Origin of the sequence: Actinoplanes sp. TBRC 11911, from assembly GCF_012933445.1 — a bacterium.
GTDB lineage: Bacteria > Actinomycetota > Actinomycetes > Mycobacteriales > Micromonosporaceae > Actinoplanes.
Map to the genome: position 1 here is coordinate 123,401 of NZ_JABBNC010000006.1, position 26,545 is coordinate 149,945.

The window sequence follows — 26,545 nt, forward strand, 5'->3', positions numbered from 1 at the left end:
GCTCCGGGAGAGTGCGTTGCCCCCGCTCTACACGATCGGCAAGCTCACGGTCGGCGCCTCGCTGGCGTACGGCTGGCGACCCCATGTCGAGGGCCGCGAGAACGTGCCGCGGACCGGTGGCGTGATCTTCGCCGGCAACCACATCTCGGCCGCCGATCAGCTCTTCATCGGCTCGACCCTGTCCCGGCATCTGGCGTACTGGGTCAAGGCCGACGCGTACCGCCTCAAGGGCGTGGGCGGCTGGATCACCCGCAGCGTGCTGAACGGCCTCGGCACGATCCCGGTCGAGCGGACCGGCGGGCGAGCCGCGCTGGCCGCTATCGACGGCGCGATCCCGGTGCTCAAGGCGGGCGGCGCGGTGGTGGTCTACCCGGAGGGCACCCGCTCGCCGGACGGCCGGCTGTACCGCGGCCGCTCCGGCGCGGCCCGGCTGGCCGTCCTGGCCGGCGTGCCGATCGTCCCGGTGGGCACGATCGGCACCGACAAGCTCCAGCCCAAGGGCCGGTTCCTGCCGAAGCTGGAGCGCCGCACGGTCACCGTCAAGTACGGCAAACCGATCGACACGTCGGCGTACAGCGAGGACCTGTCGTCGCTGCGCGCGCTCACCGACCACGTGATGTCCGAGATCCAGAAGCTGACCGGCCAGGAGTACGTGCCCCGGTACTCCTCGGCCAAGGCCCCGAAGTCCGAGGCGTGAGCTGAGTCTCGCTCACCAACTTCGCGGCCGGTGGCGCGTTTCCTCCCTCGGGAGTCCGGGCGACGGCGGGAGATGACGATGGGGTTCAAGGCCGAGGTGCGCGCCGCGTTCCGGCGCGGCGAAAGCGACGCCGTGGTGCGGATGAGCGAGGCCGAGATCGAGCGTGCGCGGGCCGCCGGGGAGCCGGACGGGGAGGTCGAGGCAATCTACAGCCTGGCCCGGGTCGCGGTCCGCAACGGAGACCTCGCCGAGGCCGAGCGCCTGGCCACCGAGGCGCTGGACGTCGCGCTGCGCACCGGTGACCGCGCCCTGGAGACTCAGCCCCGGCACGTGCTGGCCGCGGTCGCGCGGATGTCCGGCGATCTGGAACGGGCGCGCGGGCTCTATCGGGCCAGCATGACGCTGCGCGAGCAACTCGGGCAGTACGAGGCGGTCAACTCCGAGCTGCACAACCTGGCGTTCACCGAGCTGCATCTGGGCAACCTGGACGAGGCTCGGACGATGTTCGCTACCGGCCGCGAACAGGTGTTCCGCGAAGGGTGGGACAGCTTCGTGCCCTACCTCTGCGTGGCCGGCGCCGCACTGGCCGCGGCCGAGGGCGACCACGCCCGCGGGGCGCTGATGGTGGGCGTCACCGACGCCGCGTTCTACGCGGTCGGCCAGGTCCCCGACCCGGACGACGCGGCCGAGCTGGCGGCCGTCCGCGTGGCGGCCGAGAAGGAGCTGGGCGCCGAGCGGTTCGCGGCCGAGTACGCACGCGGCCGGACCCTCGAGCCGCGGGCCGCGTTCGGCCTTCAGTAGGCGTCCACCGCGCGCTGCGCGGCCCGGTCGGCGTCGGCGGGGCGGCCGGCGCTCGCGGCATAGAGCGGCACCTCGGCGTCCGGCTCGCAGCGCAGCGTCGCGGCCAGCTCGTCGTCCAGGAAGCCGCCCAGCTCGCAGGTGCCCAGGCCCAGCGCGCTCGCGGCGAGCACGAAGCTCTGCATCGCGTGGCCCGCTTCGAGCAGCACGTAGCGCAGCCCCCGGTCGCCGTACTTGCCGAGGGATCGCGCGACCACCGAGGTGAGGACGATCGTCAGGGGCGCCAGCGCGGGATAGGGCTGGCCCATGAACAGATAGCTGACGAATCTGTCCGGCAGCCGCCCCTGCCGGACCAGCTCCAGGCCGTGCAGCGCGGGCACGTAGTGATAGATGCCCGCCTCCAGGTCGCGCACCCGGTTGGCCAGGGCGTAGACCTCCAGCGGGTAGAGGCCGCCGCCGGAGGGCAGCGGGCGGTCGAGCCAGTCGAGGGCGCCGAGCCGGCTGCGCCCGGTCACGCCGTAGGTCGCCCACAGCAGGGTGCTCAGATCGTCGAGCGGCATCGCGGTCGTGTCGAAGCGGCGGCAGGACGACCGGGCGATGAGCAGCTCCCGCAACTCACCCAGCTCCTTCGCCGGCGGCGGCAGCGGTGTGAACGCGGCGAGCGGGTCCTCCTTCCCGGCCGTGGGCGCGTTGAGCTCGGGCGAGGCGAGTGAGTTCCACGCCCAGCGGCTGGTGTTGCGCTGGAACTGCCAGGCGGACGGGTGGTCGGCGCGGAAGCTCATGCCAGCGGGTGGGGGTAGAGGTTGACTCCGTCGTGTCCGGCGGTCACGCCGAGACGCTCCGGGAGCTCACGCAGGCGCCGGCCGGCGAGGCGGGGCTCGCCGGCTCCGAAGTGGATGGGCTGGAAGCCGGGCAGCACGGCCCGGGCGACGTGCACGCCGAGCCCGGCCACGTCGGGGGTGGTGAGGTCGCGGTAGAGGATCCGCGCGTGGCGAACCAGCTCGGCCAGCGGGTCGGCGGGCCGCTCCGGCTCGGCGGGGGCGGTGACCGGGGTGGACCGCAGGAAGTCGAGGGCCGGGCGCGCGGACGCGTCGGCGAAGAGCAGGTCGTGCTCCTCCAGCGTGGCGACCGCGGACGGCGTCGCGACGAGCGTCGCCAGCCTGGACGCCGTCGCCGGGTCGCGCAGCCGGGCCCGCAGCGCCGGACGCACCTGGCCGACCTCGAGCGCCGCCTTGCGGCAGGCCGTGACCCAGTCGGGATGGGCCGCGAGGCCGGCGACCACCGACGGCCGCCGATCGAGGTCGCGGTCGGCGCCGAGGGCGAGCACGACGGTTACCGGCATGTCGGTGTGCAGAACGTACAGCTCCAGGTCGATGCCGCGGCGCTGCCACCCGGCGGCCAGCGTGCGCACCCCGGGGTCCGGTACGTCGTACGGGGAAAGCCGTGCCCGCGGCGGCAACTCGCGCAGCCAGCCGAGCACGAACGCGTCCCGCTCGATGACCTCCAGCGTGGCAGCGAGGACGGCGGCGCCCAAGTCGGGGCCGGCCGCGAGCCCGTTCGACGTGATCGGCGCGAGGAATTCGGCGTGGTGGCCGACGCGATAGTCCATCAGGACCGCGATCGCGGGCACCCAGACGGCCGAGCCGTCGGTCAGGTCGGTCATCTCGACCCAGCCGATCGGGGTGTCCGCACGCCACGGCGCGTAGGGCAGGCCGGCCCGGTGCTGCTCGCCGGTGTAGAGAACCAGCTCGGCCGGGTCCAGCGAGGGCCCGGGCAGCTCGGCGCGGCGGCAGTGCCGGACGATCTCGCCGGTCCACCGCGAGCCGCAGTAGCGCTCGCAGGCCTCGCCGAGCGCGCTGACCAACGCGTCCGCGCCGGTCATGCCCTTGCCGGAGCACACCGCGAACGGCTCCTCGTCGCGGCCGACCAGACGGTGGTTCGCCAGCTCCGCGCGATAGACCACGGGCGCGGCCGGCTCGTCGGTGTCGCGGGGCACCACCCCCAGCGAGCGCACTATCCCGTAGTCGGACCCCACCAGGCCGTACGAGGGGCTGGTCACGATCTCGGCGGGAAGCCGCAAGCCGGGGCCGGTCGCGGCCGCCGCCCGCAGCCCGGCGAGGTCAGGTCCGGGCGGAGGCGTCAGCGCTTTTTTTCGGCACACCGGGCACTGCGGGAACTGCAGGACGCGGTGGCGCGTCGTCTCCGAGGTCAGCGCGTCGATCTTCAGGATGGTGCCGACGAGGGCCGGGCTGCCGAACGCCAGCGCCACCTTGAGCAGCTCGAAGGCGAGCAGCGATCCGGTCTGCGCCGCGAGCGACGGCAGCCCCGGGCGCCCGGACAGCCGCGGCTCGCGGCGCTGGTCGAGCAGCTCCTCGCGGGCCATCGCGGCCGCGAAGTCGTCGGCGCACGAGACCGCCCGGATCCGCGAGCACATGTAGCAGGGGCTCTCGTGCGGCAGGACGATCGGCCCGACGAGCCCGATGTGGCCGTCGAGCCGGACGAAGCCGGCGGGCGTGCTCCGGTCGAGCGCCGCGGCGTTGACCCAGTGCGCCGCGCTGCCGAGTCCTTTGTCGAAGCAGCAGGCCAGCAGGTCGGCGCCGGCGACGGCGTCCCGCACGCCTTCCTCGGTCGGTGGCGCGCTCAGCGGGGTGCTGACCCGGGTGCCGTAGCGCCGCGCCAGGTCGCCGACCGCCCGCTGGCGCGGCGAGCCCACCGCCGCTTGCTCGATCGGCGGCAGCAGGGTCCGGTCGGTTTCGGTCAGCGGGAACGGGTCGACGAGAATCAACCGCCCCACGCCGGATGCCGAGAGCGCGGTGGCCAGATGACCGCCGGGGCCCTCACAGCCGACCACCGCCACGGTCAGCTCGCGCAGGCGGCGGCGCGCGTCCTCGTGGGACAGGCCACCGGCGTACAGGAGGGAAAGGAAAGGTCCTGGTTCTTCGTCCGGGACGGCCTCCAGCGCGCCGCCCGCGACCAGTTGCGACAGCAGACCACGCAGGTCGGCGGCGACGCTCGCGGGCCAGCCCGCGACGAGCTCCCCGACGGTCACGGTGCCGTCCAGGCGGGCGAGCACGCCGCGTACGGCACGGGCCGACGGGCCCTGCAGACGGACCCGGATCAGGTCGGAGACGAGATGCAGCTCGCCCGGCGCGCCCTGGATCGCGTCGACTCCGGGAGCCAGACGCAGGCGGGTCTCGTCGGCGACGCCGTCACCGGCCAATGTCGCCGAACCTGTTCAGCCCGCCGCCGCCGAGTGGCCCGGTCTGGCACGGGCCGCAGGTGCACTCCAGAATGCACACCTTGCAGACGCGGCAGACCTCACAGACCCGGCAGACCTCGCAGACACGGCAGTTGACAATGCACCGGAAACAGTCGTTGATGCCGCAGAAATCGCCGAAGTCGGTCGCCAGAACGTCGCGCACCTTCGCATAGGTGGCGAGCTCGTCGGGGGAGAGATCGTTGATCTGGGTACGCTCGCGAGCCGCGCCGGCAATACGGTTCTCCAATGCCTGAAGGCGTAGCTCAAGCCGTTCCAGAATCTGGCCGAGATCCACATTGTCGGGAGGGCGTTCCGGCTCGCTCATCGTGCCTCCACGCTCGACGGGGCACACAATGCAGCGACTCTACGTCCGCCGTCGGCGCGAGCACAATGCGGATCATGTTTCGCTCTCTGCGCCGATTTCGGGTTCTTTCCCGACAATCTCGTACGGGGGGCTTCGTTCACCCTTTCGGGAATTGTTTTCTTGGATATACAACCGGCCGGGAGAATGATGTGCGCCATGGACGGACGCGTGGTCGACTGGGCCTATGCCACGCGCGTTCGCCCAGGCCGTCGCTGGCGGCCCGTGCTCGACGGCGCGCGGCGCCGGGACGCCATCGACGTCGCGCTCGAGGTCGCCGGACGCATCGCCCAGCCCGCCCGGCTCGCCGCGGCCGTCGCGCGGTACAACTCGCACGCCCGGGAACGCGGCGTGGCACCGTGGCAGGCACACGCCATCGCCCACGGCGACGCGGGGCTGGCCGTCATGTGCGCTTATCTCGACGCGTGTTTTCCGGGTGCCGGATGGGATCGGCGCGGACACGAGTTCCTGGCGTCGGCCGCGCACGCCGTCGAGCAACCGCCGGCCGTGCCACCGTCGCTGTTCGGGGGAATGGCGGGAGTCGCGTTCGCGGGCATGACCCTCAGTCGTGGCGGTACGCGTTATTCGCGGCTACAGGCGACGCTGGACGAGGCGCTGACGCCGATGGCCCGTCGACTCGTAATGGCTCTCGGCGGCCCCGACCGTGGCACCGCGTTCGACGTCATCAGCGGAGCCGGCGGCGTCGCGGCGTACCTCATCGGGCGGCCCGGCGACGTCCTGCCCGGCCTGCTCGGCGGCCTGGTGGCATTGGCCGAGCCGGCGACGATCCCGAGGTGGGCGACGCTGCCCACGACCACCGACAGCCGGCTGGGACGCGAGTATCCCCAGGGCTACCTCGACTGCGGGCTCGCGCACGGCGCGCCGGGCGTGCTCGCGCTGCTGGCGATCGCGCTCGCCCACGGCATCGAAGTGCCAGGACAGGCCGAGGCCGTACGCCGGTTCGGCTCCAGCATCCTCGGCTACGCGACGTCCGACGTGTACGGGATGACGTGGCCGCAGGCCGTGCCACTCGACGGCGAGGTGCCGCCGGTGGCGCCGATCAGCCGGAGCGCGTGGTGTTACGGCAGCCCGGGCGTCGCCCGCGCGCTGCATCTCGCCGGCGAGGCAGTGGACGACACCGACCTGCGTAACGCCGCCGCGACCGCCTTGCACGACTTCCTCCGCCGGGTGAACGCGGCACAGCCGGCGGACTCGTCCACCTTCTGTCACGGTCTCGCCGGTGTGCTGCAGGTTGTCCTGCGTTTCGCCCACGACGCCCAGGCCGGCGGTCCAGCGGAGTCGACGGCGTCGGCCGTGGCCGATCTGCTGCTCGCTCAGTATTCGCCGGGCCGGCTCCTGGGCTACGGCCCGTTGTCCGGACAAGACATCGAGGATCCCGGCCTGCTCGACGGAGCCGCCGGCGTGGTGATGACCTTGCTGGCCGCCGCCACCGACACGGAGCCCACATGGGACAGACTGTTCCTGCTCTCCTGAGGCGTCGTGCCGCACTCTACGAGCCGCTCGGGCTCGCGATGCTGCGTACGCCGATGCTGCCCGCCCGGCCGGCAATGCGCGCGGCCGAGGAAGATCCGTTGGTGCGGGCCGCCATCGCGGTGGCAAGCGCTGACCTGGCCGAGTCGTTGCGGAGGGAACCGTCCAGCGATCGCGACGAGCGCCGCCGTCGTCATGCCCTGCTGCGATACCTGAACAGGATGAGCACCCGTCCGACCCCGTACGGGCTGTTCGCGGGTGTCGGGCTCGTGGAATGGGGTGCCGGCACCGATGTCGCGGTCGCCGCATCAGCACCCCGCACCCGGACGAGGCCGGACATGGGCTGGCTGCTCGACCTCGTCGGCACGCTGGAGCGCGATCCGGCCGTGCGACCGGCGCTGCGGGTTCGAACACATCCAGCGGTCGTACGGCGTGGTGGTCGCATGGTCGCGATGGGTGCCGACCCGCCGGTCTCGGTGCGCGCCACCTCCGTCGTCACCCAGGCGCTCGACCTCGCCCGCGATCCGCTGCCCGTGGCGACGCTGGCGGAGTCGCTGCGGGCGAGCACGGGCGCCGCCGCGGACACGGTGGACGGCCTGATCGACCAGCTCCTGCGCGAGGGCTACCTGCTGTCGGATCTGCGGCCGCCGCTGACCGGAAACCCGGCCGCGTACGTGCGTGCCCGGCTCGCCTCGGCGACGCCCGTCGCGGCGGCGATCGACCGGTTCCTCGCCGGGTGTGCCGCATTGGACGAGCAGCCCGTCGGGACTGAAGCGCTGGCGGGCTTGACGGCGCACGCCCGGCTCGTCCCGGGATCGCGCGCCGGCGGGCCGTACGCGCAGATCGACAGCGCGGTCGAGCTGGCGAACGCTCGGTTACCCGGCCTGGTCGCGACCGAGGCGGCCCGCGCCGCGGAACTCCTGCTGCGGTTGAGCCCGCACCCGCACGGCCCCGCCCGCCTCGCCGGCTACCGCCGCGAATTCGAGGCGCGGTACGGCCGTGAGCGCATGGTGCCGCTGCTGGAGCTGCTCGATCCCGACGATGGCCTGGGCCTGCCGCCCGAGACCGCGCCGGAGCATGCCCCGGACGACCGCGACGCGCTGTTGTGCCGGCTGGCCGTCGAGGCCGCCCGCGACCACGACAACGTCCTGCACCTCGACGATCAGCTCGTGGCGCGGCTCGCGACCTGGACGCCCGGTGACAGTCCCGCCCCGTCGTCACTGGACATCTCGGTCCTCATCGCGGCCGCGTCGGAGCAGGCCGTCGACAGCGGCGATTTCCTGGCCGTCGTCGGTCCCAACCTGGGCGCCACCACGGGCGGGCAGAACCTGGGGCGGTTCGCCGATCTGCTGGGCGCACCGGCGTACGCGGCCTTGTCGGAATTGGCCGGGCATGCCGCGGCCGCTGCTCACCCGGCGATCCTGGCCGAAGTGACCTATCGGCCGTTACGACCCCGATCGGCCAACGTGATGGTCCGTCCGGTGGTCCACGCGCACGAGATCCCCTTCGACGTCCATCCCTCGGTCGCGCCCGGCGATCAGGTCGCCCTCGACGACATCCGCGTCGGCCTCGAGTCGGGGCGGCTTCAGCTCTATCGCGCCTCGCGCGGCGTCCCGCTCATCGCGGTTCAGGGACACATGCTCAACGGGCATCGCGCACCGCCCATCGCGCGTTTCCTGCTCGATGTCGCCGCCGACGGGTTGTGCCAGTTCCAGCCGTTCGACTGGGGTGCCGCCAATCTGCTTCCGGCGCTCCCGCGGGTCCAAGCCGGGCGGATCGTCCTGGCACCGGCTCGATGGCGCCTGGACGGGCCGGTGTGCGAGGCGGTCGCCGGCGGGGACAGCGGCGCTCTTCGCCGGTGGCGCAAGCGGTGGGCAGTGCCGTCCGAGGTGTATTTCGGTCCGGCCGACCAACGCCTTTTACTCGACCTGGACGATCACGTGGACGTCGAGCTGCTCGGCGACGAGCTGCGCCGCCGGCCCACCCTGCCTCGCTTGCAAGAGGCCATTCCCGCCCGTACGGATGCGTGGGTGCCCGGTCCGCACGGCAGGCACCTCGTCGAGCTGACGGTGCCACTGCGATCGACGTCGCCGGTCGTCCCGCGTCGGGTGCGAGCGAGTTCCGGGTGCGCCCCCGGCACTCGACTGCGGCTGCCCGGCAGCGACTGGCTTTACCTGAAGCTCTACGGTCCGACGACAAGCGACGACGATCTCATCGCGGGTCCGCTTCGCGCGTTCGGCGAATTCGCGACGGCGGCCGAGCTGTGCGACGGGTGGTTCTTTCTCCGGTACGCCGATCCGGATCCGCACCTGCGTATTCGATTCCGCGGTACTCCTTCGACGCTCCTCGGTCCCCTGCTGGAGCAGGTGTGCGGGTGGGCGGCCGAGCTGGTGAGCACCGGGGATCGCAGCCGGTTCGGCTTCGACACGTACGAGCGTGAGGTCGAACGCTACGGCGCAATCGACGCCGCCGAAGACGTGTTCATCGCCGACAGCCCGGCCACGGCCGCGTTGATCGACCTCGATCGCGGCAGGTCGCTCCCGTACGACCGGATCGCGATCGCGGTGCTCAGCGCCGACGACCTGCTTGCCAGCCTCGGATTGGCGGCCGCGGAGCGGTTGTCCGTCTATCGGTCCATGGCGTCCCGGTCCCGCGACGGCGGCGCCCAATATCGCCGCCGGCAACGCGAGCTGCGTCGTCTGCTCCAACCATCGGCTCGGCCGGCGTCGGTCGATCTCGTACTCGATGGCCGTCGTCGCGCCATTCAACGGCATGCACCGAACCTGACGTCGCAGCCGGCGCCGAGCTTCGTTCACCTGCATCTCAACCGACTGCTCGGAACGGACCGAGCCGCCGAGAACCTCGTCGTCGAATTGCTGCGCCGCACCCGAGAAAGCCTGAGCCGGATCCCCAGTGAGGAGCGTTGAAAATGGAAAACCAGGAAAGCGATCGCGACCGCGGCCAGGACCCGATCGTGGCACGGCTCCGGCCCGATCCGGCCCAGCCTGCGGTGCGGACCACCACGTTGCGCGGGTTCCTCGGTGACAGCGAGCTGGACGGTCACCGCCGCATCTACTTCACCAGAACCCTCGACTACTACGCGGAGTTCCGCAACGACGACGTGCTGCAGATCAGGTCGATCCCGGCCGACCAGTCGCCGTTCCCCGGCGAGGAGGCGTCGGTGGTGGACCTGCTGCCAGGTGTCCGCGTCAACTACGTCCGGGCTCGTATCACCGCGGAAACGGCGCCGTTCGAACTCGACATCCAGCCGGCGTCCAGCCGGTTCTGGGGTACCGAGGAACCCGGCTTCACCGACTCGGTGATCAGCCCCTCATGTGACATCTTCGACACCTCATGCACCGGCGCGGGATGCGGCGACCCCAACCCGGCACCGACCGTCCTCGACTGTCCGGTCCCTCCCCGACGTCGGCGCTGACCACCGGCGACTATTTCGGCGCCACGTGGGGGCCGATCGTGGGCGGGCGAACGGGGTCCGGTGTAATCACGGCATGCCGCACGCGTCGTCGTTGAATGATTTGATCGGCCGCTATCTGCCGGCGGCCACCGAGGCGTGCCCGATTTTCGCCGAGAACTCCCTGTTCGAGCCGATCATCGACGGCGTCACCTACTTCACCGAGCTGGCCGAGCACATGGCCGCCCTCGGGCCTCGCGACGCCGTGTACATCGCCGGCTACCAGGCCGACCCGCAGGTCGACCTCACCGGGCGCGTCGCCGGTGACGCCGGGTACCGGCCGTTCACCGACGTGCTGGCGGAGAAGGCCGCCGCCGGCACCGACGTACGCATCGTGCTCAGTGCTGCTGAGTTCTCCGGCGGTGTGCCGTGGCTGCCGGTCGGACCGTTCCGAGCCAACGTTCTCGCGGCGCGGGTGATCCGGGCGTGGCAGCCGTCGACCCGCGACGTCGCCGGCCCGCCGCTGGAGAACCGTGTCCTGCTCGACTGGTCCGGTCCGCTGCTGGGCTCCAACCACCAGAAACTTGTGGTGTTCTGCCACGACGGCGTGCTCACCGCGTACGTCGGTGGTCTGGATCTCTCCCCCAGCCGGTTCGACCACTCGCCGCACCGTCGCCTCCGGCTCGGCGAACACCGGTGGGGCTGGCACGACGCGGCCGCGCGGCTGCACGGACCGGCGGCCGTACGGGTGCGGGAGACTTTCGGGTTTCGCTGGCAGAACACCGCCGCCCTGCCCGCGCGGTACATCGCGAAGAACCTGCCGGAGTATTTCCATCTGCCCACCGGCGGCCTGACCGTGCTCAACCCGCTGAACCCGCCGCGCGAACTGCCGGCCGTGCCGGACCAGCCGGCGCACCCGGCGGACGGGACCGCGGTGCAGGTGGTGCGTTCCTACCGGACGTGGAGTTTGTACCGCCGGCGCGGGCTGAGCCGGATGCGCCGGGCGAACGTCGTCCGGGCCGGCATCCACGAGATCTACCACTCGTTGACGGCCGCGATCGGCGCGGCGCAGCGCTACATCTACCTCGAGGACCAATACTTCCACGAGGCACCCGGCGGCGACCCGCGGTTCCAGCTCTACGACCGGCTGCGCTCCGCGGCCCGCCGCGGCGTCAAAATCATTCTGGTGGGATCCGGCAGGCGGGACCCGGCCGACGGCGGCGACAGCACCGTCCACCCGGTCGTCACCCATGACCTGCGGCGGCGGGTGCTGGACCGGCTTCCGGCCGCCGCCCGCCGCAACGTGGTCATGTACCGCATCGACAACCTGACCGTGCACACCAAGCTCATGCTGGTCGACGACGTGTTCGCCAGCATCGGATCGGCGAACTTCTTCAGCCGCTCGATGGTCGGCACCGACAGCGAGATCACGTCCACCTTCGTCACGACCGGCCCGCTGGTCCGGGACCTACGCGTAAAGCTGTGGGCCGAGCACCTGCGTACTCCCGTTGACGACCAGCTCACCAGGTCGATGTCCGATCTGGATACGGCCCTGGGCATCTGGCGCCGGGAGTGGCTGCCGGACGGTCATCCGCCGGACACGTGGCGCCGGGCCGGCCTGCCCGTCGGGTTCGCCCCCGAGGAGTGGGCGCTGACACCGGCGCGCTACTCCCCCGCGGTGTGGCGCCGCGAGACAAGGCGACGCTGAGCGACCGGCCGGCCAGAGAACGTCCGCGTCAGAGGTCGCAGCGCTGATCGACTTGCCGCCAGCATCATCCGGCGTGTCGACGTTGCTGCGTACGCCCGGGCGTGTCGACATCGCCGCATGCGCCATCCCGGCGTTTCGGCATTGCTGCGTACGCCATCCCCGGCCTGCCGACATTGCCGCGTACACCATCCCCGGCCTGCCGACATTGCCGCGTACACCATCCCCGGCCTGCCGACATTGCCGCGTACACCATCCGGGCATCTCGACCCAGCTACTCGCGTCCTCTTGCGGGCCGGCGCTGCTGACGGCAGCCCAGTGGGTTTCGAAGCCCGGCGACCGCGATCGCAGCGCCGTGGGTCGGGACGGCATCGCCGCGCGCCGCCAACCGGGCCGCGTCAGCCGGGTCCCCCTCCCCGCCTACGAGGCCACAATGTGGGATCTGTGTCCGTTGTGCGGGACTGGCGACCACATCGTGGCAGCGAGTCCGCAATGTGAGATTGGCGTCCACAGTGGAACATTATTTCCTCCGCCTTCACACCTTTTGTTCAGCCGCTTTCCCCAACATTTCGTAGACCTTGGAGAGTTGGGGCTCGTATGTGGGCGTAACTTTCCAAGGTCTCAAGAAGGTCCAGAATGTGGAGGGGTGCGCCACATGGTGGGATCGGCCGACGAAGTGCGCGTCGACGTGGAGACAGATGCGGCTCGTTGGTCACCGCGGCGGCCGATGCCGGTGGCGGGCCGCAGGTCGCGGACTGCAGCAGGTCGCCGATTACGGGTTGCCCGTTATCCGCTACTGGTAATGAGTGGCGCATTACTGGTTGCGGCTGGCGCATTGCCGGTCGCGGGTGACACACTGCCGATCGCGGGTGACGCACTGCCGGTTGCCATCTGACCAGTGCCGTTTCCGGCTGCAGGTGGCGCATTATCGGTCGCCGGCTGCCGGTGGCGCACTGCCGGTCGCCGGGTCAGCAGGGCCAGTTGCCGGCCGCAGGTGCCGCACTACCAATTGCCGGTTGCGGAAGCCCGACACGCACGGAACCGACAACCGTCGCCACCTGCCCGGTCACCCGGTCGGCCGGGTGACCGGGCAGCGGCCGAAGCCGTGACGTCAGGTGCCGGCCGAGCGCCAAGGCCCGAACGCATTCCCGTCCGTTGGAAGCACCGCCGCGAGGTCCGGCGCGTGCCGCCTGATCACGTCGACCAGCGTATTGTCGGCGACCCAGTCCAGGCCGAACTGGGTGTAGATCTCCGGGCGGAAACCCACGGTCAGGAAGCGGTCGCTCTGCACGCGCCGGGACGCCATCAGCAAGAAGATGCGGAACGCCGTGTCGGAGAAGCCGAAACCCGCGGGTGGCGTCTCGGCGAACATGCCGACCATCGTGTCGACCTCGTCGATGCTGCGGTACACGCTCCGCAGGCGGCGGACCGTCTCCGGGTCGGCGCTCAGGTCCTCCCAGCGCTTGATCCGGGGCATGTGCAGGGCGGCCCGGAAGTCGTTGTAGCGCGGGACGTCCCGGCGCCGGTTACGCACCAGGTCGACGACCGACATGTCGACTATTTCCCCGTCACGTTCCAGGGCTTGCAGCGTACGAGGGTAATTGTGCAGTGCGATCGCCCCGGGGTGGGCGATGCCGAACGAGTAGAGGACGTTCGGCAGGCCCAGCGACCGCATCCGCTCGTCGGCCTTGTCGCCCAGCAGGTCCGCGAGGCCGTGCGAGGCCACGACCTCGCCGGTTGCCGCGTCGTGGAACGTGTAGTCGTCCGGGATCAGCGGATGCATCCGGTAGACGGTCACGAACTCCTCGGTCAGCGAGTACGGGACATCGTGGTGATCGGGCAGCCCCTTGGTGATGCCGCGCAACGCCTCGACGTCGGTCAGCCACAGCCCGAAACGGTCCAGGATGTCGCCGGGCGCCACCCCGTTCCAGTTGATGTTCATGGCCTTGTGCAGCAGCTCGGTGTTCAGGATCGCCGGCGTCCACTCCACCGTGTGGATCTTCGCGATCAGGGCTGCCACGATCAGCCGGGCGGTCTGGTAGACCCGCTCGTCGGTCCACGACGGGTTGCGTGAACGCAGCTCGTCGCACAGGACGTTGTGCTCGCGGGCGAACAGCGTGTGCAGACCGCTCAGGCCCAGCCACCACGCCTCGTTGAACCCGGTGACCTCGGCTCCGCGGATGTCGACCGGCAGGAAGCCCGACGGAGTGAGCCGCAGCTTGGCACCGTCTCGCAACGACCGCGCCTTCGAGGCGTCCATCCCGTACACCTCGGAACTGTCCCACCAATGCGACACCACGTTGCCGAAGACGATGCCGTTCACGCCCGGTCCTCGCGCGATGTTGCCGGCGATCCGCATCTCCTGCTCGACCGGGCCACCCACGGTGTTCTGCCAGCCGTGCATGCCGGGCGGCAGCGGCACCCGTACGTCGTCGACTCCCAGGGGGTGACGGGCGTGCACCACCCAGTCGTGCACCTGGAACTGGATCCACGCCGCTGCCAGGACGTTCAGCGACGGGATCGGCTTGAAGACGTCGCGGTGCAGCAGCTCGCGGCTGACCACGATCGGGTTCGGCTCGTCGAACAGGTCGGGCCGGTGGTCGACGCGCATGTTGCGGCCGAAGGCGGCCCCGACCGCGCCCATGTCCGGCGCCGACAGGTCGTCGAAGCGGCCGCTCTGGGTGCGGAAGACCCGGGTGTCCTCGGGCGCCGGCGCGGGCACCGGCCGGACCGCGGGCGGCGCCTCGCGGATCTCCGAGTCGATCAAGTTGTCCCGGCGCAGCACGTCACGCAGCGTGGACAGGTTGAGCAGCGACAGCAGACCGGGCAGCCGGTGCCACTGCACCTTGCGGTTGATCGCGCCGAAGACTCCCCGCAGGATCGCGCCGCTGGCCCGGTTGCGGACCGGCACCGTGGTCAGGAAGCGCTCCTGGTGCCGGTGCGCCGCGCTGGCGTCGTAGGAGGCCTTGCGCACCCGGTTGAGGTTGCCGAGCGGCCGGAAGTCCGCCGTCGTGTTCCACGGGTTGAACCGGAGTCCGTTGAGGGCGACGACGTCGCCGGAGCCGGCCGACCGGCGCCGGATCGTCAGCACCGCGATCACCTCGGGCGGGGCGGACGGTGTGCGCCAGTCCACGGCCGCGTCCTCGATCGGCGTCGAATGAGGATCGCGGAACCGCTGCACGCAGAGCTCGAACCGGACGTCGCCGTGCTGCAGACGCGAGGCCATCTCGGTGCTGAGGAAGTCCGGGTCGGCCGGGGACGGTGTGGGCGCGGCGGGAGTGCCGGGGAACGGGCGCAGCAGGTATTGCAGCGCCACCTGCTCACCCCACGTGATCGGGGTGCGGCTCCAATATGTCGTGGTGGCCACGCTGGTGATGCGCTGGCGGCCGGCGAGCACGTTGCGGACGGCCCGCAGTGTCTCGAACGGGCCGATCACAAAGACCAGCTTCACCAGCCCCAGTACGCGTCCCACGCCGCCGCCCGCCGTGGCCACCGCGATCTCGGTGAACTGCCGGGCGTCGCGCGCGTGCGACACCGGCGCGCTGGTCATCAGCAGGTCGTGCTGCTCGTCGTCGGACACGGTGACCCGCAGGGCCGCGCCGCGCAGGTCGGCCTCGTGGTCGGAGAGGATCCGGCCTTCGGCGTTACTGAACCGCACCGCCGTGCGGTAGACGGCGCCGGGCTGGGCGTAGCCGACACGCAGGTCGGCGGGCAGGTCCAGGAACTGCAACTCGGCGTCGTCGACCGCGAAGGTCCCCTTGGCCTGGAACCCGGCGGTGATCGGCCCGCCGCCGCTCGCCTTCCGGTTCTTCAGCTGGGTCCGCATGATCTTGACGGCCATGCGCTCGAACAGCTGCCGTTCCGCCTCCGGCGACCCGCCGAGAAATGCCTCGCTCCACACTGGCGCCCACCTTCCATTCACGACACCACTACGCGAACGGGCGGCGGCCGGGCAAGTTCATTCACCGCGACCGTGATCGCGCCAACGTGACCACGGTCAACGAGCCGGGCGGGTGGTGCTGCCCCGGACCACGAGGCGTGGCGTCTCGGTGCGGACGCTGCGCCTCGAGGCCGGGTCGGCGATCACCTCCAGGAGGCTCTCGGCCACCTGCGCGCCCAGCTCGTACGTGTTGCGGGACAGGCAGGTCAGCGCCGGGTGCACGATGCGCGCCAGCACCGAGTCGTCGAACGACACGATCGACAGATCCTGCGGGACCGGTACGCCCATCTCCAGCGCGACACCGAGGCCGGCGGCCGCCATCACGTCGCTGTCGTAGACGATCGCGGTCGGTGGCGCGGGCCGGGACAGCAGGGCCCGGGTCGCCGCCGCGCCCTGGGCGTCACTGAAATCCGTGGGCAGCGACTCGCTCGACAGGCCCCGGGACGAGCCGTGCTCGCGAAGCGCCTGCATCCGCCGCGCGGTGTGCTGGTAGAGCGGCGGCCCGGCCACGTGCGCGATCCGGCGATGGTCGAGGGCGGCCAGATAGTCCACGATGGTCGTCATCGCCTCGTGGTCGTCCACCCACACGCTGGGCAGCTGGTCGGCGACCGCGGGCAGGCCCAGCGTCACGGCCGGGATCGCCAGCTCGCGCACCACGTCCAGGCGCGGGTCGGACACCTGCTGGTCGACCAGGACCAGGCCGTCCACGCGGTGCTCGGACGCCCAATCACGATAAAGGGCGATTTCGGCCGAGGTGTCGCGGACGAGCTGCATCTGCACGGCGATCGACCGGGCCGACAACGCCTCCTGCATGCCGTACAGGATCTGGGTGTAGAAGTGCTCCGAGCCGAGCGTGCGCGGGTCGCGGGCCAGCACCAGGCCGACCGCCCCGGCCTGTGATCCGCCCAGGGCGCGGGCCGCGCGATGCGGCCGCCAGTTCATCTCGCGCGCCACCTCGAGGATGCGCGCGCGGGTCGCCTCGCTGACGCCGGGCCGGCCGTTGAGCGCGAACGACACCGCCCCGGGCGACACGCCGACGCGCTTGGCGATGTCCGCGATGGTCGGGCGGCTGGCCACGAAACAATCTCCCCCAACTACACCGGTTTAGTCGCGAACACCGGAACCTTACCAGTTAAAAATCGTCACACCTGAGTCATTGACTATAGCGCTTTAGTTGCTCACGATGGCTTCCGCCGACGCCACCGACCGGAGCCACCCACCGGCCGGAGGCTGGTCGACGACGACCAATGGGAGCTGTGCATATGCGAATCCGGAACGCGGCGATCGCCGTGTTGACATCGATGACCCTCACCCTCGCCGCGTGCGGTGGTGGCGGTGACGACAAGGCGGCCGGCGGCGACAGCCAGAGCATCACCGGCGACATCACCTTCCAGACCTGGGCGCTGACCCCGAAGTTCACCGACTACCTCAACCAGGTGATCGCCGGCTTCCAGGCGAAGTACCCGGGCACCAAGGTGCAGCTGCTCGACCAGCCCGGCGACGGGTACTCGGACAAGGTGCTCTCGCAGGCCGCGTCGAACACGCTGCCCGACGTGATCAACCTGCCGCCCGACTTCGCGCTCCCGCTCGCGAAGCAGGGCCTGCTCAAGGACGTCAGCAAGGGCGCGGGGGTGGACCTGGCGGCCACCTACGTGCCCGGCGGCATCGACGCGTACAAGTTCACGAGCGCCGCGGACCCCAACGCGGTCTACGGCTACCCGTGGTATCTGAACACCGACCTGGACTACTGGAACACCAAGCAGTTCACGGATTGCGGGCTGGATGCCACCAAGCCGCCGGCCACCACCGACGAGCTGTTCGCGCAGGCGGCCACGATGCACGCCAAGTGCCCGGCCGACTTCCTGATGAGCCGCAAGCCGGACGTCTCCGACTTCGTGCGGGCCGGCATCCCGATCTTCAGCGCGGACGGCAAGCAGTTCGCGTTCAACACCGACCAGGCCGTGGCGCTCGTGGACAAGTACCGCGACGCGTACCAGAAAGGGTTTATGCCCTCGAGCGTGCTGAACTCGGACTACCTCGGTAACTCGAAGCTGTTCACGCAGGGCAAGGTCGCCTGGACCACGGGCGGCGCGACCGGCCTGGCCGACTTCCAGAAGGACAACCCGAGTCTCCAGGGCACCGTCGCGGTCACCAACGCTCTCGACACCCCGCCGCTGTACGTGCAGGGCGTCAGCGTCTCGGCCAAGAGCAAGCACGAAGCGACGGCCACCGCGTTCGCCGAGTGGGTGACCAATGCCGACAACCAGAACAAGTTCGGCCACCTGGTCAACATCTTCCCGTCGACCACCGCCTCGTCGTCCGACCCGTACTTCGCCAAGGACGACGGCACCGACCTGGCCAAGGCCCGGGTGCTCGCGTTCAACGAGCTCAAGACCGCGAAGACCCTCATCCCGTACGAGGTCAACTCGGACATGCAGACCGTGCTGGACCAGCAGATGGCCCTGGCCCTGAAAGGCTCGGCGACCAGCAAGCAGGCCCTCGACGACGCGGTCACCAAGCTGAACCAGATGCTGGCCCGCCAGAAATAGCCAAGCGCGGGGATCCCGGAAGGGATCCCCGCCGGAGGAGGTCTGGTGCGCACACACCGCTGGTTCACCCCTTGGGTCCTGCTCGTCCCGGCGCTGGTCTGGCTGCTGACGTTCACGGTCTGGCCGTCGCTGAACACGCTGCGGCTCTCGTTCACCGACGCGCGTCCGCTGGGCGGCGACGCCGGCTGGGTCGGGCTGCGTAACTACACCGACCTGCTGCACGACAGCCAGGTGTGGAGCGCGCTGCTCAACAGCGTCGTCTACATGGCGATCTGCCTGCCGCTGCTGACCGTGCTGCCGCTGCTGGTCGCGATCCTGGTGGAACGCAAGCTGAAGGGCATCGCGTTCTTCCGGACCGCGTTCTACACGCCGGTGATCGCGTCGGCCGTGGTGGTGGGCCTGCTGTGGACGTGGCTGCTCGACGACCGCGGCGTCATCAACAACGTCGCGACCGCGTTGCACGTGCTGCAGCACCCGTTGCCGTTCCTGACCGACCGCTGGCTGGTGGTGTTCAGCGCGATCAGCCTGACCGTGTGGAAGGGCCTCGGCTACTACATGATCGTCTACCTGGCGGCGCTCGGGAACGTTTGCAAGGAGCTGCACGAGGCCGCGGCGATGGACGGGGCGGGCACGCTCCGCCGCTTCTTCTCGGTGACGGTCCCGGCCGTACGGGGAACGATGTTTCTGGTCGCGATCCTGGTGAGCGTGGCCGCGTTGCGGGTGTTCTCGGAGATCTACATTCTCACCGGGGGCAAGGGCGGGCCGGGCGGTGAGGACTCGTCGCTGGTCATGCTCATCCAGCAGTACGCCGGTGGGTTCTACGGTGACCTCGGCTATGCGTCCGCGCTGAGCGTGCTGCTGTTCGTCGTCACGCTGGTCCCGATGCTGGTACTGGCCCGTATCAACAACCGGAGCGAGCGATGACGGCCGTGGCGGAAGCACCACGACAGAAGCGCAGGAGGACCCCGATTAGCGAGGCGGGCACCGGCGAGAAGGTCGTGCGCTACGTCCTGCTGGTCTTCGTCCTCGTCATCACGGTGGGCCCGTTCCTGTGGGAGCTGTCCACCTCGCTCAAGGGCGCCGGCGAGGACATCTACACGACCAACCCGCAGCTGATCCCGCACCAGCCGACGCTGAGCAACTACGCGCACGTCGCGCAGTCCATCCCGGTCTGGCGCTACATCGGCAACTCGCTGATCGTGGCGGCGCTGACCGTCGCCGGCAACGTCATCTTCGCGACGCTGGCCGGCTACGCGATCGCCCGGCTGCGCTTCGGTGGCCGCCGGATCGTGCTGGGCCTGTTCCTGGCCACGCTGGTGCTGCCCGGCGAGGTCACGATCATTTCCCAATTCGTCACCGTACGCGACCTCGGGTTCGCCGACTCACTACTGGGTGTGGCGCTGCCCGGCATGGTCGCGGCGCTCAACGTGCTGCTGCTCTACAACGCGTTCCGGATGCTGCCCGGCGACATCGACCAGGCGGCGATCGTCGACGGCGCCAACGTGTGGCAACGCCTGACCAGGGTGTCCCTGCCGGCGGTGCGCGGCACCCTCGCGGTCGTGGCGATCTTCGCGTTCATCCAGGCGTGGGACGACTTCCTCTGGCCGCTGCTCGTGATCACCACGCCGGGCAAATACACGCTCACCGTGGGCCTGCAATACCTCTCCGGCACGTTCGTCTCGGACAAGCGCATGATCGCGGCGGGCACGATGATCGCCTTCATCCCCATCGCGGTGATCTTCAGCGTGCTGCAGCGCTACTTCTTCAAGGGTGTCGAAGAGGGCGGCGTGAAGGGCTGACCGCGCCGGCGACCTGGAAAAACACGACAGAAAGCGCAACACCACATGCGATTCGGTGTCAACTACACCCCTTCGACCGGCTGGTTCCACTCCTGGCTGGACTTCAACCCCGCGGACGTACGCCGTGACCTCGCCACCATCGCGGGACTCGGCGTGGACCACATCCGTCTCATGCCGTTATGGCCGCTGATCCAGCCGAACCGAGGCGTGATCCGCAAGAGCGCGCTCGACGACGTGGTGACCGTGTTCGCCATCGCCGAGGACCTCGGTCTCGACGTCAACGTCGACGCGCTGCAGGGCCATCTGTCCAGCTTCGACTTCGTGCCCTCGTGGCTGGAGAGCTGGCATCGCCGCAACATGTTCACCGATCCGGACGTGGTCGGCTCGCTCGAGGCGTACGTGCGGAACCTGGCGGCGGCCGTGGCGGACCGGCCCAACCTGCTGGGTATCACGCTCGGCAACGAGGTCAACCAGTTCGCGGCGGCACCGCACCCGGCGCCGCATCCGGTCACCCCGGCCGGCGCCGGCGAGTGGTTACGCCGGCTGACCGCGGCGGCGCGCGCCGAGGTCCCCTCCCGGGTGCTGGTCACCCATGCGATGTACGACGCCGCGTGGTACGACGACACGCAACCGTTCGAGCCGCGGCACGCCGTCGACCATGGCGATGCCACGATCACGCATTCGTGGGTTTTCAACGGATCCGCCCAGGCGTACGGGGGCCTGGGTCGTGGTTCGGTGCGGCACGCCGAGTACCTGTGCCGGCTGGCCGCGGCCTGGCACACCGATCCGGCACGTCCCGTGTGGTTGCAAGAAGTGGGCGCACCGACGAACGTCGTCGATGTGGACGACACCCCCGAGTTCCTGGAGAGCACGCTGCGGCACGTCGCGGCGATCGACGGCCTGTACGGGATCACCTGGTGGTGCTCGCACGACGTCGGGCGGGAGCTGCTGGACTTTCCCGAGCTCGAGTACGACCTGGGCCTGATCACCAACGACGGCAAGGTGAAGCCGACCGGCCTGCGGTTCGCCGAGACGATCGCCCGGCTGCGCGGCGGCGAGGTGCCGGTGGCGGACGTGACGACGGCGCTGGTCCTGGACGACACCGGGTACGGGCACCGGGCCGCGACCGCGCCGGGCGGCGAGTTCTACCGGGCCTGGCTGGACGCGGCCGGCGACGGTCCGGGCCCGCGGATCGTCCTGGCCTCCCGGCAACACTCCTGACTCGTCCCCGTCGTTCCGAAAGGCTCCGAAATGCACGACGACATCCCCCTCACCGTCGGACGCGCCACCCGCGTGCTGAACGAACGGGTGCTGCCCGCGGTCTACCCGTCGGCCGTGCCACTCGACGTCGCGGTGTGTGAACTGCCCGGCGAGCCGATCCCCGCGGTCGAGGGACTCGCCCTGGCGTACGAACCCTTTGTGGTGGGCTCGAGCTGGGGTCCGGCCTGGGGCACCACCTGGTTCCGGCTGCGCGGCAGCGTGCCGGCCGAGTGGCGCGGCAAACGCGTCGAGGCCCTGGTGGACCTGGGCTTCGACAAGAACATGCCGGGCTTCCAGTGCGAGGCCCTGGTCTACCGGCCGGACGGCAGCCCGGTGAAATCGATCAACCCGCGTAACCAGTGGATCCCGCTGGACGGCCCGGAGGTCGAGCTCTATCTGGAGGCGGCTTCGAACCCGGTGCTGCTCGACTACCACCCGTTCCTGCCCACTCAGGAAGGCGACATCCAGACGTCGTCGCCGCGGCCGTTGTACCAGACGCGGCGGATGGATCTGGTGGTCTTCGACTCCGTCGTCTTCGAGCTGGCGCAGGACATCGACGTGCTGCTGGAACTGCAGGCCGAGCTGCCGGCGAGCGCGCCCCGCCGAATGCGGATCCTGCAGGCGCTCGACGACGCGCTGGACGTGCTGGACCTGCAGGACATCGGCGGGACCGCCGCCGGCGCCCGCTTGCGCCTGGCCGACGTCCTTTCCTCGCCCGCCGAGCCGAGCGCACACCAGGTCTCCGCGGTCGGGCACGCGCACATCGACTCGGCCTGGCTGTGGCCGGTGCGCGAGACCATCCGCAAGGTCGCGCGCACCGCGTCGAGCATGACCGCGCTGATCGACGAGGACCCTTCCTTCCGGTACGCCATGTCGAGCGCCCAGCAATACGCGTGGCTCAAGGAGCACCGGCCCGAGGTGTGGGAGCGGGTGGTCAAGGCGGTCGGGGACGGACGGTTCATCCCGGTCGGTGGCATGTGGGTGGAGAGCGACACGGTGATGCCGACCGGGGAGGCGCTGGTCCGGCAGTTCACGTACGGGCAGAGGTTCTTCCGCGAGGAGTTCGGCATCGAGTGCCAAGGGGTGTGGCTGCCGGACAGTTTCGGCTACTCCCCCGCGCTGCCGCAGCTCATCCGGCGGGCCGGGTTCCAGTGGTTCTTCACCCAGAAGATCTCGTGGAACCAGGTCAACAAGTTCCCGCACCACACGTTCCGGTGGGAGGGCATCGACGGGTCGCGGGTGTTCACCCACTTCCCGCCGATGGACACGTACAACTCGCAGCTGTCCGGGGCCGAGCTGGCCAAGGCGACCTCGCAGTTCCGGGAGTCGCGGGTGGCGTCGCGCTCGCTGGCACCGGTCGGGTGGGGTGACGGCGGCGGCGGCACCACACGCGAGATGGCCGGGCGGGCGCGCCGGGTGGCGTCGCTCGAAGGCAGCGCCCGGGTGACGTGGGAGCATCCCGACGACTTCTTCGCCGCGGCGGCGGCCGAGATGCCGAACCCGCCGGTGTGGGTCGGCGAGCTGTATCTCGAGTTGCACCGGGCGACACTGACGAGTCAGCACAAGACGAAGCAGGGAAACAGGCGCAGCGAGCACCTGCTGATCGAGGCCGAGTTGTGGGCGGCGACGGCTGCGGTGCGGGCCGGGGTGCCGTATCCGTACGACGAGATCGACGAGTTGTGGCGGTCGGTGTTGCTGCACCAGTTCCACGACATTCTGCCGGGGACGTCGATCGCGTGGGTGCATCGGGAGGCGGTGGCCGCGTACGAGAGGATCCGCGCGCGGGCGGTGGAGATCATCGAGGCGTCGGTGGGGGCGCTGGCCGGGGTTGGCGATCGGGAGATCATTTTCAATCCGGCGCCGTTTGCGCGGGTGGGTGTGGCGGCGCTTGGGGCAGCCGCCACGCCGGTCGCGCCCCTCACCTCCCCACCCCTCACCCCCACCGCACCCGTCACCCCGGCGGCACCTCTCACCCCCGCCGCAACCGCAACGTCCACACCGCTCAGCACCACAGCGGCACCCACCACCACACCGCTCAGCACCACCGCGGCACCCACCATCGCCGCACCGCTCAGCACCACCGCAGCACCCACCACCGCCGCACCGCTCAGCACCACCGCAGCACCCACCACCGCCGCACCGCTCAGCACCACCGCAGCACCCACCACCGCCGCACCGCTCAGCACCACCGCCGCACCGCTCAGCACCACCGCGGCCATCACCGCTTCGCCCCTCAACACCACGCCCGTCACCGCCACGCCCACCTCGACGGCGCACGCCGCCCCCGATGTCCGGATTTCTCGCCACGGTGACGGATATATCCTCGCCAATGACCTCGTCTCGGTGACGGTTTCGTCGGAAGGGCTGATCACCTCGGCGGTGGATCTCGCCTCCGGCCGGGACGCGATCGCGGCCGGCCAGCCGGCGAACCTGCTGCAGCTGCACCAGGACTTCCCGAACATGTGGGACGCCTGGGACGTGGATCGCTTCTACCGCAACCGGGTCACCGACCTGCGGGAGGTCGACTCTCTCTCGGTGGTGGACGGCAGAATCCAAATCGAACGTTCGTTCGCCGATTCCCGGGTGCGGCAGGTGCTGTCGCTCGCGCCCGGCAGCCGCACGGTGCACATCGAACAGGAGACGGACTGGCATGAGACGGAGAAGTTCCTGAAGGTCGCGTTTCCCTTCGACGTACGCGCCGAGCACGTCGCCGCCGAGACCCAGTTCGGCTACCAGAAGCGGGTCACGCACACGAACACGAGCTGGGAGGCGGCCAAGTTCGAGGCCTCCATGCACCGGTTCGTGCACGTCGAGGAGCCCGGCTTCGGAGCGTCGCTGATCACCGACTCGACGTACGGGTACGACCTGACCCGCGACTCGGTCGACGGTGACGTCACCACGACGGTGCGTTTGTCGCTGCTGCGGGCGCCGCGCTTCCCCGACCCGGCGACCGACCAGGGCGTACAGACGTGCCGGTACGGCTTGGTGATCGGCTCGACGGTCGCCGACGCGACGGAGGCAGGCATCGACCTGAACCTGGCCCTGCGCACGGTGACCGGCGACCACGGTTTCGACCCGCTGGTGTCGGTCGAGGGTGACGGCATCCTGGTCTCCAGCGTCAAGCTGGCCGACGACCGCAGCGGCGACATCATCGTGCGCTTGTACGAGTCGCAGGGCCGCCGCGCCGCGGGCACGCTGACCGTCCACACCGAGGTCAGCGGCGTCGCGGAGGTGTCACTGCTGGAGAGTCCGCTCGCCTCCGCCGTCGTCACCGGCACGGCGATCCCGCTGTCGCTGACCGCGTTCGAGGTCCGAACGCTACGCCTCACCCGCTGACCAAGCCAGCCGCCGGCCGCAGCATCCATCGTGCCGACGTCTTGAGTTGACGTGTTGACACATTGACTCAAGACGTCGGCAACGTGGACGCGCCCAGACCTTCGGAGCCGGACGCGCACCTGCGTCTGCCAAACGGCCACAAGGGGCAACCTTTGCCGACCAATGTTCGTGCTTGCACCACGTGCCGCGCCGGGATGCCGAGCGCGACCAAGCGCCCGACCGCGACCAAGCGCCCGACCGTCACCACGCGCGCAACCGCCACCACGCGCGCGGCGGGATGCCGAACGCGTCGTCGACTCCGCGGTGGCCGCGCGGGCTTGCCACGATCCTACAATGCGAGTATTTCGGCCACATTCTGGGATCTGCGGAGACCTTGGAGAGTTGCGCCCACATACGAGCCACAACTCTCCAAGGTTCACGTCTGGCAGGGAAGTCGCGTCGAACAAAAGCCTCAAGGCTGGAGAAAAGTCCGTCCATATTAGACGCCAATCCCACATGGTGGACGCGCAGCCACGATGTGGTCGCCAGTCCCACGCAGCGGACACCACTCCCACATCGTGGAACTGTTCAGCTGGTTCTCGACGCTCACCCTGCGATGCGTTGGCCTTCCGTGGCGGACCTGCTAGGCCGGTCGCTGTGGGGGGCTGGGAGGTTCCGGCCGTAACGGGTGCCCACACCTGCTGTGGGTCGCCACGGTGTGGGGAACCGCAGCCTCCCAGCCGTCGCGACTCCCCACACGCGGGTGAGGGTGGCCACGGTGCGGGGAACCACGGCCTCCCAGCCGTCGCGACTCCCCACACGCGGGTGAGGGCGGCCACGGTGCGGGCAACCACAACCTCCCAGCCGTCGCGACTCCCCACACCCGGGTGAGGGCGGCCACGGTGCGGGCAACCACAACCTCCCAGCCGTCGCGACTCCCCACACCCGGGTGAGGGCGGCCACGGTGCGGGCAACCACAACCTCCCAGCCGTCGCTACTACCGGCGCCAAACCCCGCAGCCGACGCTCACCACGCCTTTGTCATGAAGACGCTGTTCGGGTCGTCTATGTAGGGGCCGAACGGGGCGCAGCGGACGAAACCCGCCTTCGCGTACAGGGCCCGCGCCGGGGCGAAGAACGCCATGCTGCCGGTTTCCAGGGACACCCGGTGGGTCGCGTGCCGCCGGGCGTCCCGCAGCAGGTGGTCGAGGATCTGTGTCGCGATGCCCTGGCCCCGCCGCTCCGGGGTGGTGCGCATGCTTTTGAGTTCCTCGTGGCCGGGCTCGACGGGTGCCAGGGCGCCGGTGCCGACGAGCGTGCCGGCGGCGGAGGCGACCCACAGGCGTACGGACGGGGTCTGTAATTCTGTCAGATCCAGCGCGTGCCGGCTTTCCGGCGGGGCCGTCGGTGCCATGTCGTCCAGGTGCGCCTGCAGGAAGGCGACCAGGGACACGTCGGTGAAGTCGGCACGCGTGATGCGCAGGGTCATCGGTGCATGATGACGGGGCGTTATTTCGGCTCGGTTTCCCGCCGGACGCGGCTCGGGATCCAGTCGCGGACCGGGGGCTGCGCGTCCTGCGGCTGCTCCACGACCAGGCCCATGGCGTACGGGAAGAAACGCAGTTGATAGCGGCGGCCGTCGTGCTGTTCCGAGGCGGCCAGCTCGTCGAGGATCTCGATCAGGCGGCGCTGTTGCTCGGGCGGCAGGTCCTGGAGGCGTACGGCGGCGGCGTCCTTGATCTTCGCCGCCACGTCCTTGCCGTACGTGTCGAGCCACCACAGCAGGTCGACGACCAGGCCGACGGAGGTCCGCGGGTCCAGCGTGGTGCGGCGGCCGACCACCTGGTCGACGTCCTGCCGGATCGCCGTGGGATCGAGCCCGTCGTCCAGCGATCGCAGCGTTTCGGTGACGAAGGCGTGACTCAGGCGTCCGAGTTCCGCATCGATGTCCACACTCATG

At 70.3% G+C, this 26,545-nt stretch carries 18 protein-coding genes; 11 read left to right on the forward strand and 7 right to left on the reverse strand.

Annotation, left to right across the window (positions count from 1 at the left end; translation table 11 throughout):
* Positions 1 to 16: 16 nt before the first annotated feature.
* Positions 17 to 697: a 1-acyl-sn-glycerol-3-phosphate acyltransferase gene (locus HH310_RS11440; RefSeq protein WP_169175597.1), complete on the forward strand. Its 681-nt coding sequence runs from the start codon at positions 17 to 19 to the stop codon at positions 695 to 697.
* Between the two features lie 78 nt (positions 698 to 775).
* Positions 776 to 1,498 (forward strand): tetratricopeptide repeat protein, encoded by a 723-nt coding sequence (locus HH310_RS11445; protein WP_169175457.1) that lies wholly within the window; start codon positions 776 to 778, stop codon positions 1,496 to 1,498.
* Here the strand turns inward: HH310_RS11445 and HH310_RS11450 are convergent.
* The 3 genes from HH310_RS11450 to HH310_RS11460 are packed head-to-tail and all read right to left on the reverse strand — an operon-like array spanning position 1,492 to position 5,079.
* The gene (locus HH310_RS11450; RefSeq protein WP_169175458.1) at positions 1,492 to 2,277 is read right to left on the reverse strand and encodes a SagB/ThcOx family dehydrogenase; all 786 of its coding nucleotides are present in this window, start codon (positions 2,275 to 2,277) and stop codon (positions 1,492 to 1,494) included. The genes HH310_RS11445 and HH310_RS11450 overlap by 7 nt on opposite strands.
* Entirely contained in the window at positions 2,274 to 4,715 is a 2,442-nt protein-coding gene (locus HH310_RS11455) for a TOMM precursor leader peptide-binding protein (protein ID WP_169175459.1), read from the reverse strand. Before HH310_RS11455 ends, HH310_RS11450 begins: the two co-directional genes overlap by 4 nt.
* Positions 4,705 to 5,079: a hypothetical protein gene (locus HH310_RS11460; protein WP_169175460.1), complete on the reverse strand. Its 375-nt coding sequence runs from the start codon at positions 5,077 to 5,079 to the stop codon at positions 4,705 to 4,707. The genes HH310_RS11455 and HH310_RS11460 overlap by 11 nt, the downstream gene beginning before the upstream one ends.
* Before the next feature lie 195 nt (positions 5,080 to 5,274).
* On the opposite strand from HH310_RS11460, the gene HH310_RS11465 reads away from it, so the two are divergent.
* The 4 genes from HH310_RS11465 to HH310_RS11480 all read left to right on the forward strand — a co-directional run bounded on the left by HH310_RS11465 (position 5,275) and on the right by HH310_RS11480 (position 11,726).
* Positions 5,275 to 6,609 carry a lanthionine synthetase C family protein gene (locus HH310_RS11465; RefSeq protein WP_169175461.1) on the forward strand — a complete coding sequence of 445 codons (1,335 nt, stop codon included), beginning with the start codon at positions 5,275 to 5,277 and terminating at the stop codon, positions 6,607 to 6,609.
* A complete protein-coding gene (locus tag HH310_RS11470) occupies positions 6,582 to 9,533 on the forward strand; it encodes a lantibiotic dehydratase (RefSeq protein ID WP_169175462.1) in 2,952 nt (983 codons plus the stop codon). Before HH310_RS11465 ends, HH310_RS11470 begins: the two co-directional genes overlap by 28 nt.
* Positions 9,534 to 9,535: 2 nt before the next feature.
* Entirely contained in the window at positions 9,536 to 10,042 is a 507-nt protein-coding gene (locus HH310_RS11475) for a hypothetical protein (RefSeq protein WP_169175463.1), read from the forward strand.
* Positions 10,043 to 10,115: 73 nt separating this feature from the next.
* Positions 10,116 to 11,726, forward strand: a complete 1,611-nt coding sequence (locus HH310_RS11480; protein ID WP_169175464.1) for a phosphatidylserine/phosphatidylglycerophosphate/cardiolipin synthase family protein — start codon at positions 10,116 to 10,118, stop codon at positions 11,724 to 11,726.
* A gap of 1,108 nt (positions 11,727 to 12,834) precedes the next feature.
* On the opposite strand, the gene HH310_RS11485 is transcribed toward HH310_RS11480, so the two are convergent.
* Both HH310_RS11485 and HH310_RS11490 read right to left on the reverse strand, forming a co-directional pair.
* Positions 12,835 to 15,624 (reverse strand): peroxidase family protein, encoded by a 2,790-nt coding sequence (locus HH310_RS11485; protein ID WP_312033973.1) that lies wholly within the window; start codon positions 15,622 to 15,624, stop codon positions 12,835 to 12,837.
* 96 nt (positions 15,625 to 15,720) lie between these two features.
* The gene (locus HH310_RS11490) at positions 15,721 to 16,740 is read right to left on the reverse strand and encodes a LacI family DNA-binding transcriptional regulator (RefSeq protein WP_169175465.1); all 1,020 of its coding nucleotides are present in this window, start codon (positions 16,738 to 16,740) and stop codon (positions 15,721 to 15,723) included.
* Between the two features lie 185 nt (positions 16,741 to 16,925).
* Between HH310_RS11490 and HH310_RS11495 the strand changes: the two genes are divergently transcribed.
* Genes HH310_RS11495 through HH310_RS43740 form a run of 5 tightly spaced genes read left to right on the forward strand, consistent with a single transcriptional unit; the run spans position 16,926 to position 24,607 of the window.
* A complete protein-coding gene (locus tag HH310_RS11495; protein WP_169175466.1) occupies positions 16,926 to 18,212 on the forward strand; it encodes an ABC transporter substrate-binding protein in 1,287 nt (428 codons plus the stop codon).
* A gap of 45 nt (positions 18,213 to 18,257) precedes the next feature.
* On the forward strand, positions 18,258 to 19,136 hold the full coding sequence (locus HH310_RS11500; protein ID WP_169175467.1) for a carbohydrate ABC transporter permease: 879 nt from the start codon (positions 18,258 to 18,260) through the stop codon (positions 19,134 to 19,136).
* Positions 19,133 to 20,011 (forward strand): carbohydrate ABC transporter permease, encoded by an 879-nt coding sequence (locus HH310_RS11505; RefSeq protein ID WP_169175468.1) that lies wholly within the window; start codon positions 19,133 to 19,135, stop codon positions 20,009 to 20,011. Before HH310_RS11500 ends, HH310_RS11505 begins: the two co-directional genes overlap by 4 nt.
* 45 nt (positions 20,012 to 20,056) lie before the next feature.
* Positions 20,057 to 21,232: a glycosyl hydrolase gene (locus HH310_RS11510; RefSeq protein ID WP_169175469.1), complete on the forward strand. Its 1,176-nt coding sequence runs from the start codon at positions 20,057 to 20,059 to the stop codon at positions 21,230 to 21,232.
* A gap of 30 nt (positions 21,233 to 21,262) precedes the next feature.
* On the forward strand, positions 21,263 to 24,607 hold the full coding sequence (locus HH310_RS43740; RefSeq protein WP_248293915.1) for an alpha-mannosidase: 3,345 nt from the start codon (positions 21,263 to 21,265) through the stop codon (positions 24,605 to 24,607).
* 1,005 nt (positions 24,608 to 25,612) lie between these two features.
* Here HH310_RS43740 and HH310_RS11520 read toward each other — a convergent pair.
* Positions 25,613 to 26,074, reverse strand: coding sequence for a GNAT family N-acetyltransferase (locus tag HH310_RS11520; protein ID WP_169175470.1), 462 nt, complete (start codon positions 26,072 to 26,074; stop codon positions 25,613 to 25,615).
* Positions 26,075 to 26,094: 20 nt separating this feature from the next.
* Positions 26,095 to 26,544, reverse strand: coding sequence for a hypothetical protein (locus tag HH310_RS11525; RefSeq protein WP_169175471.1), 450 nt, complete (start codon positions 26,542 to 26,544; stop codon positions 26,095 to 26,097).
* Position 26,545 lies beyond the last annotated feature (1 nt).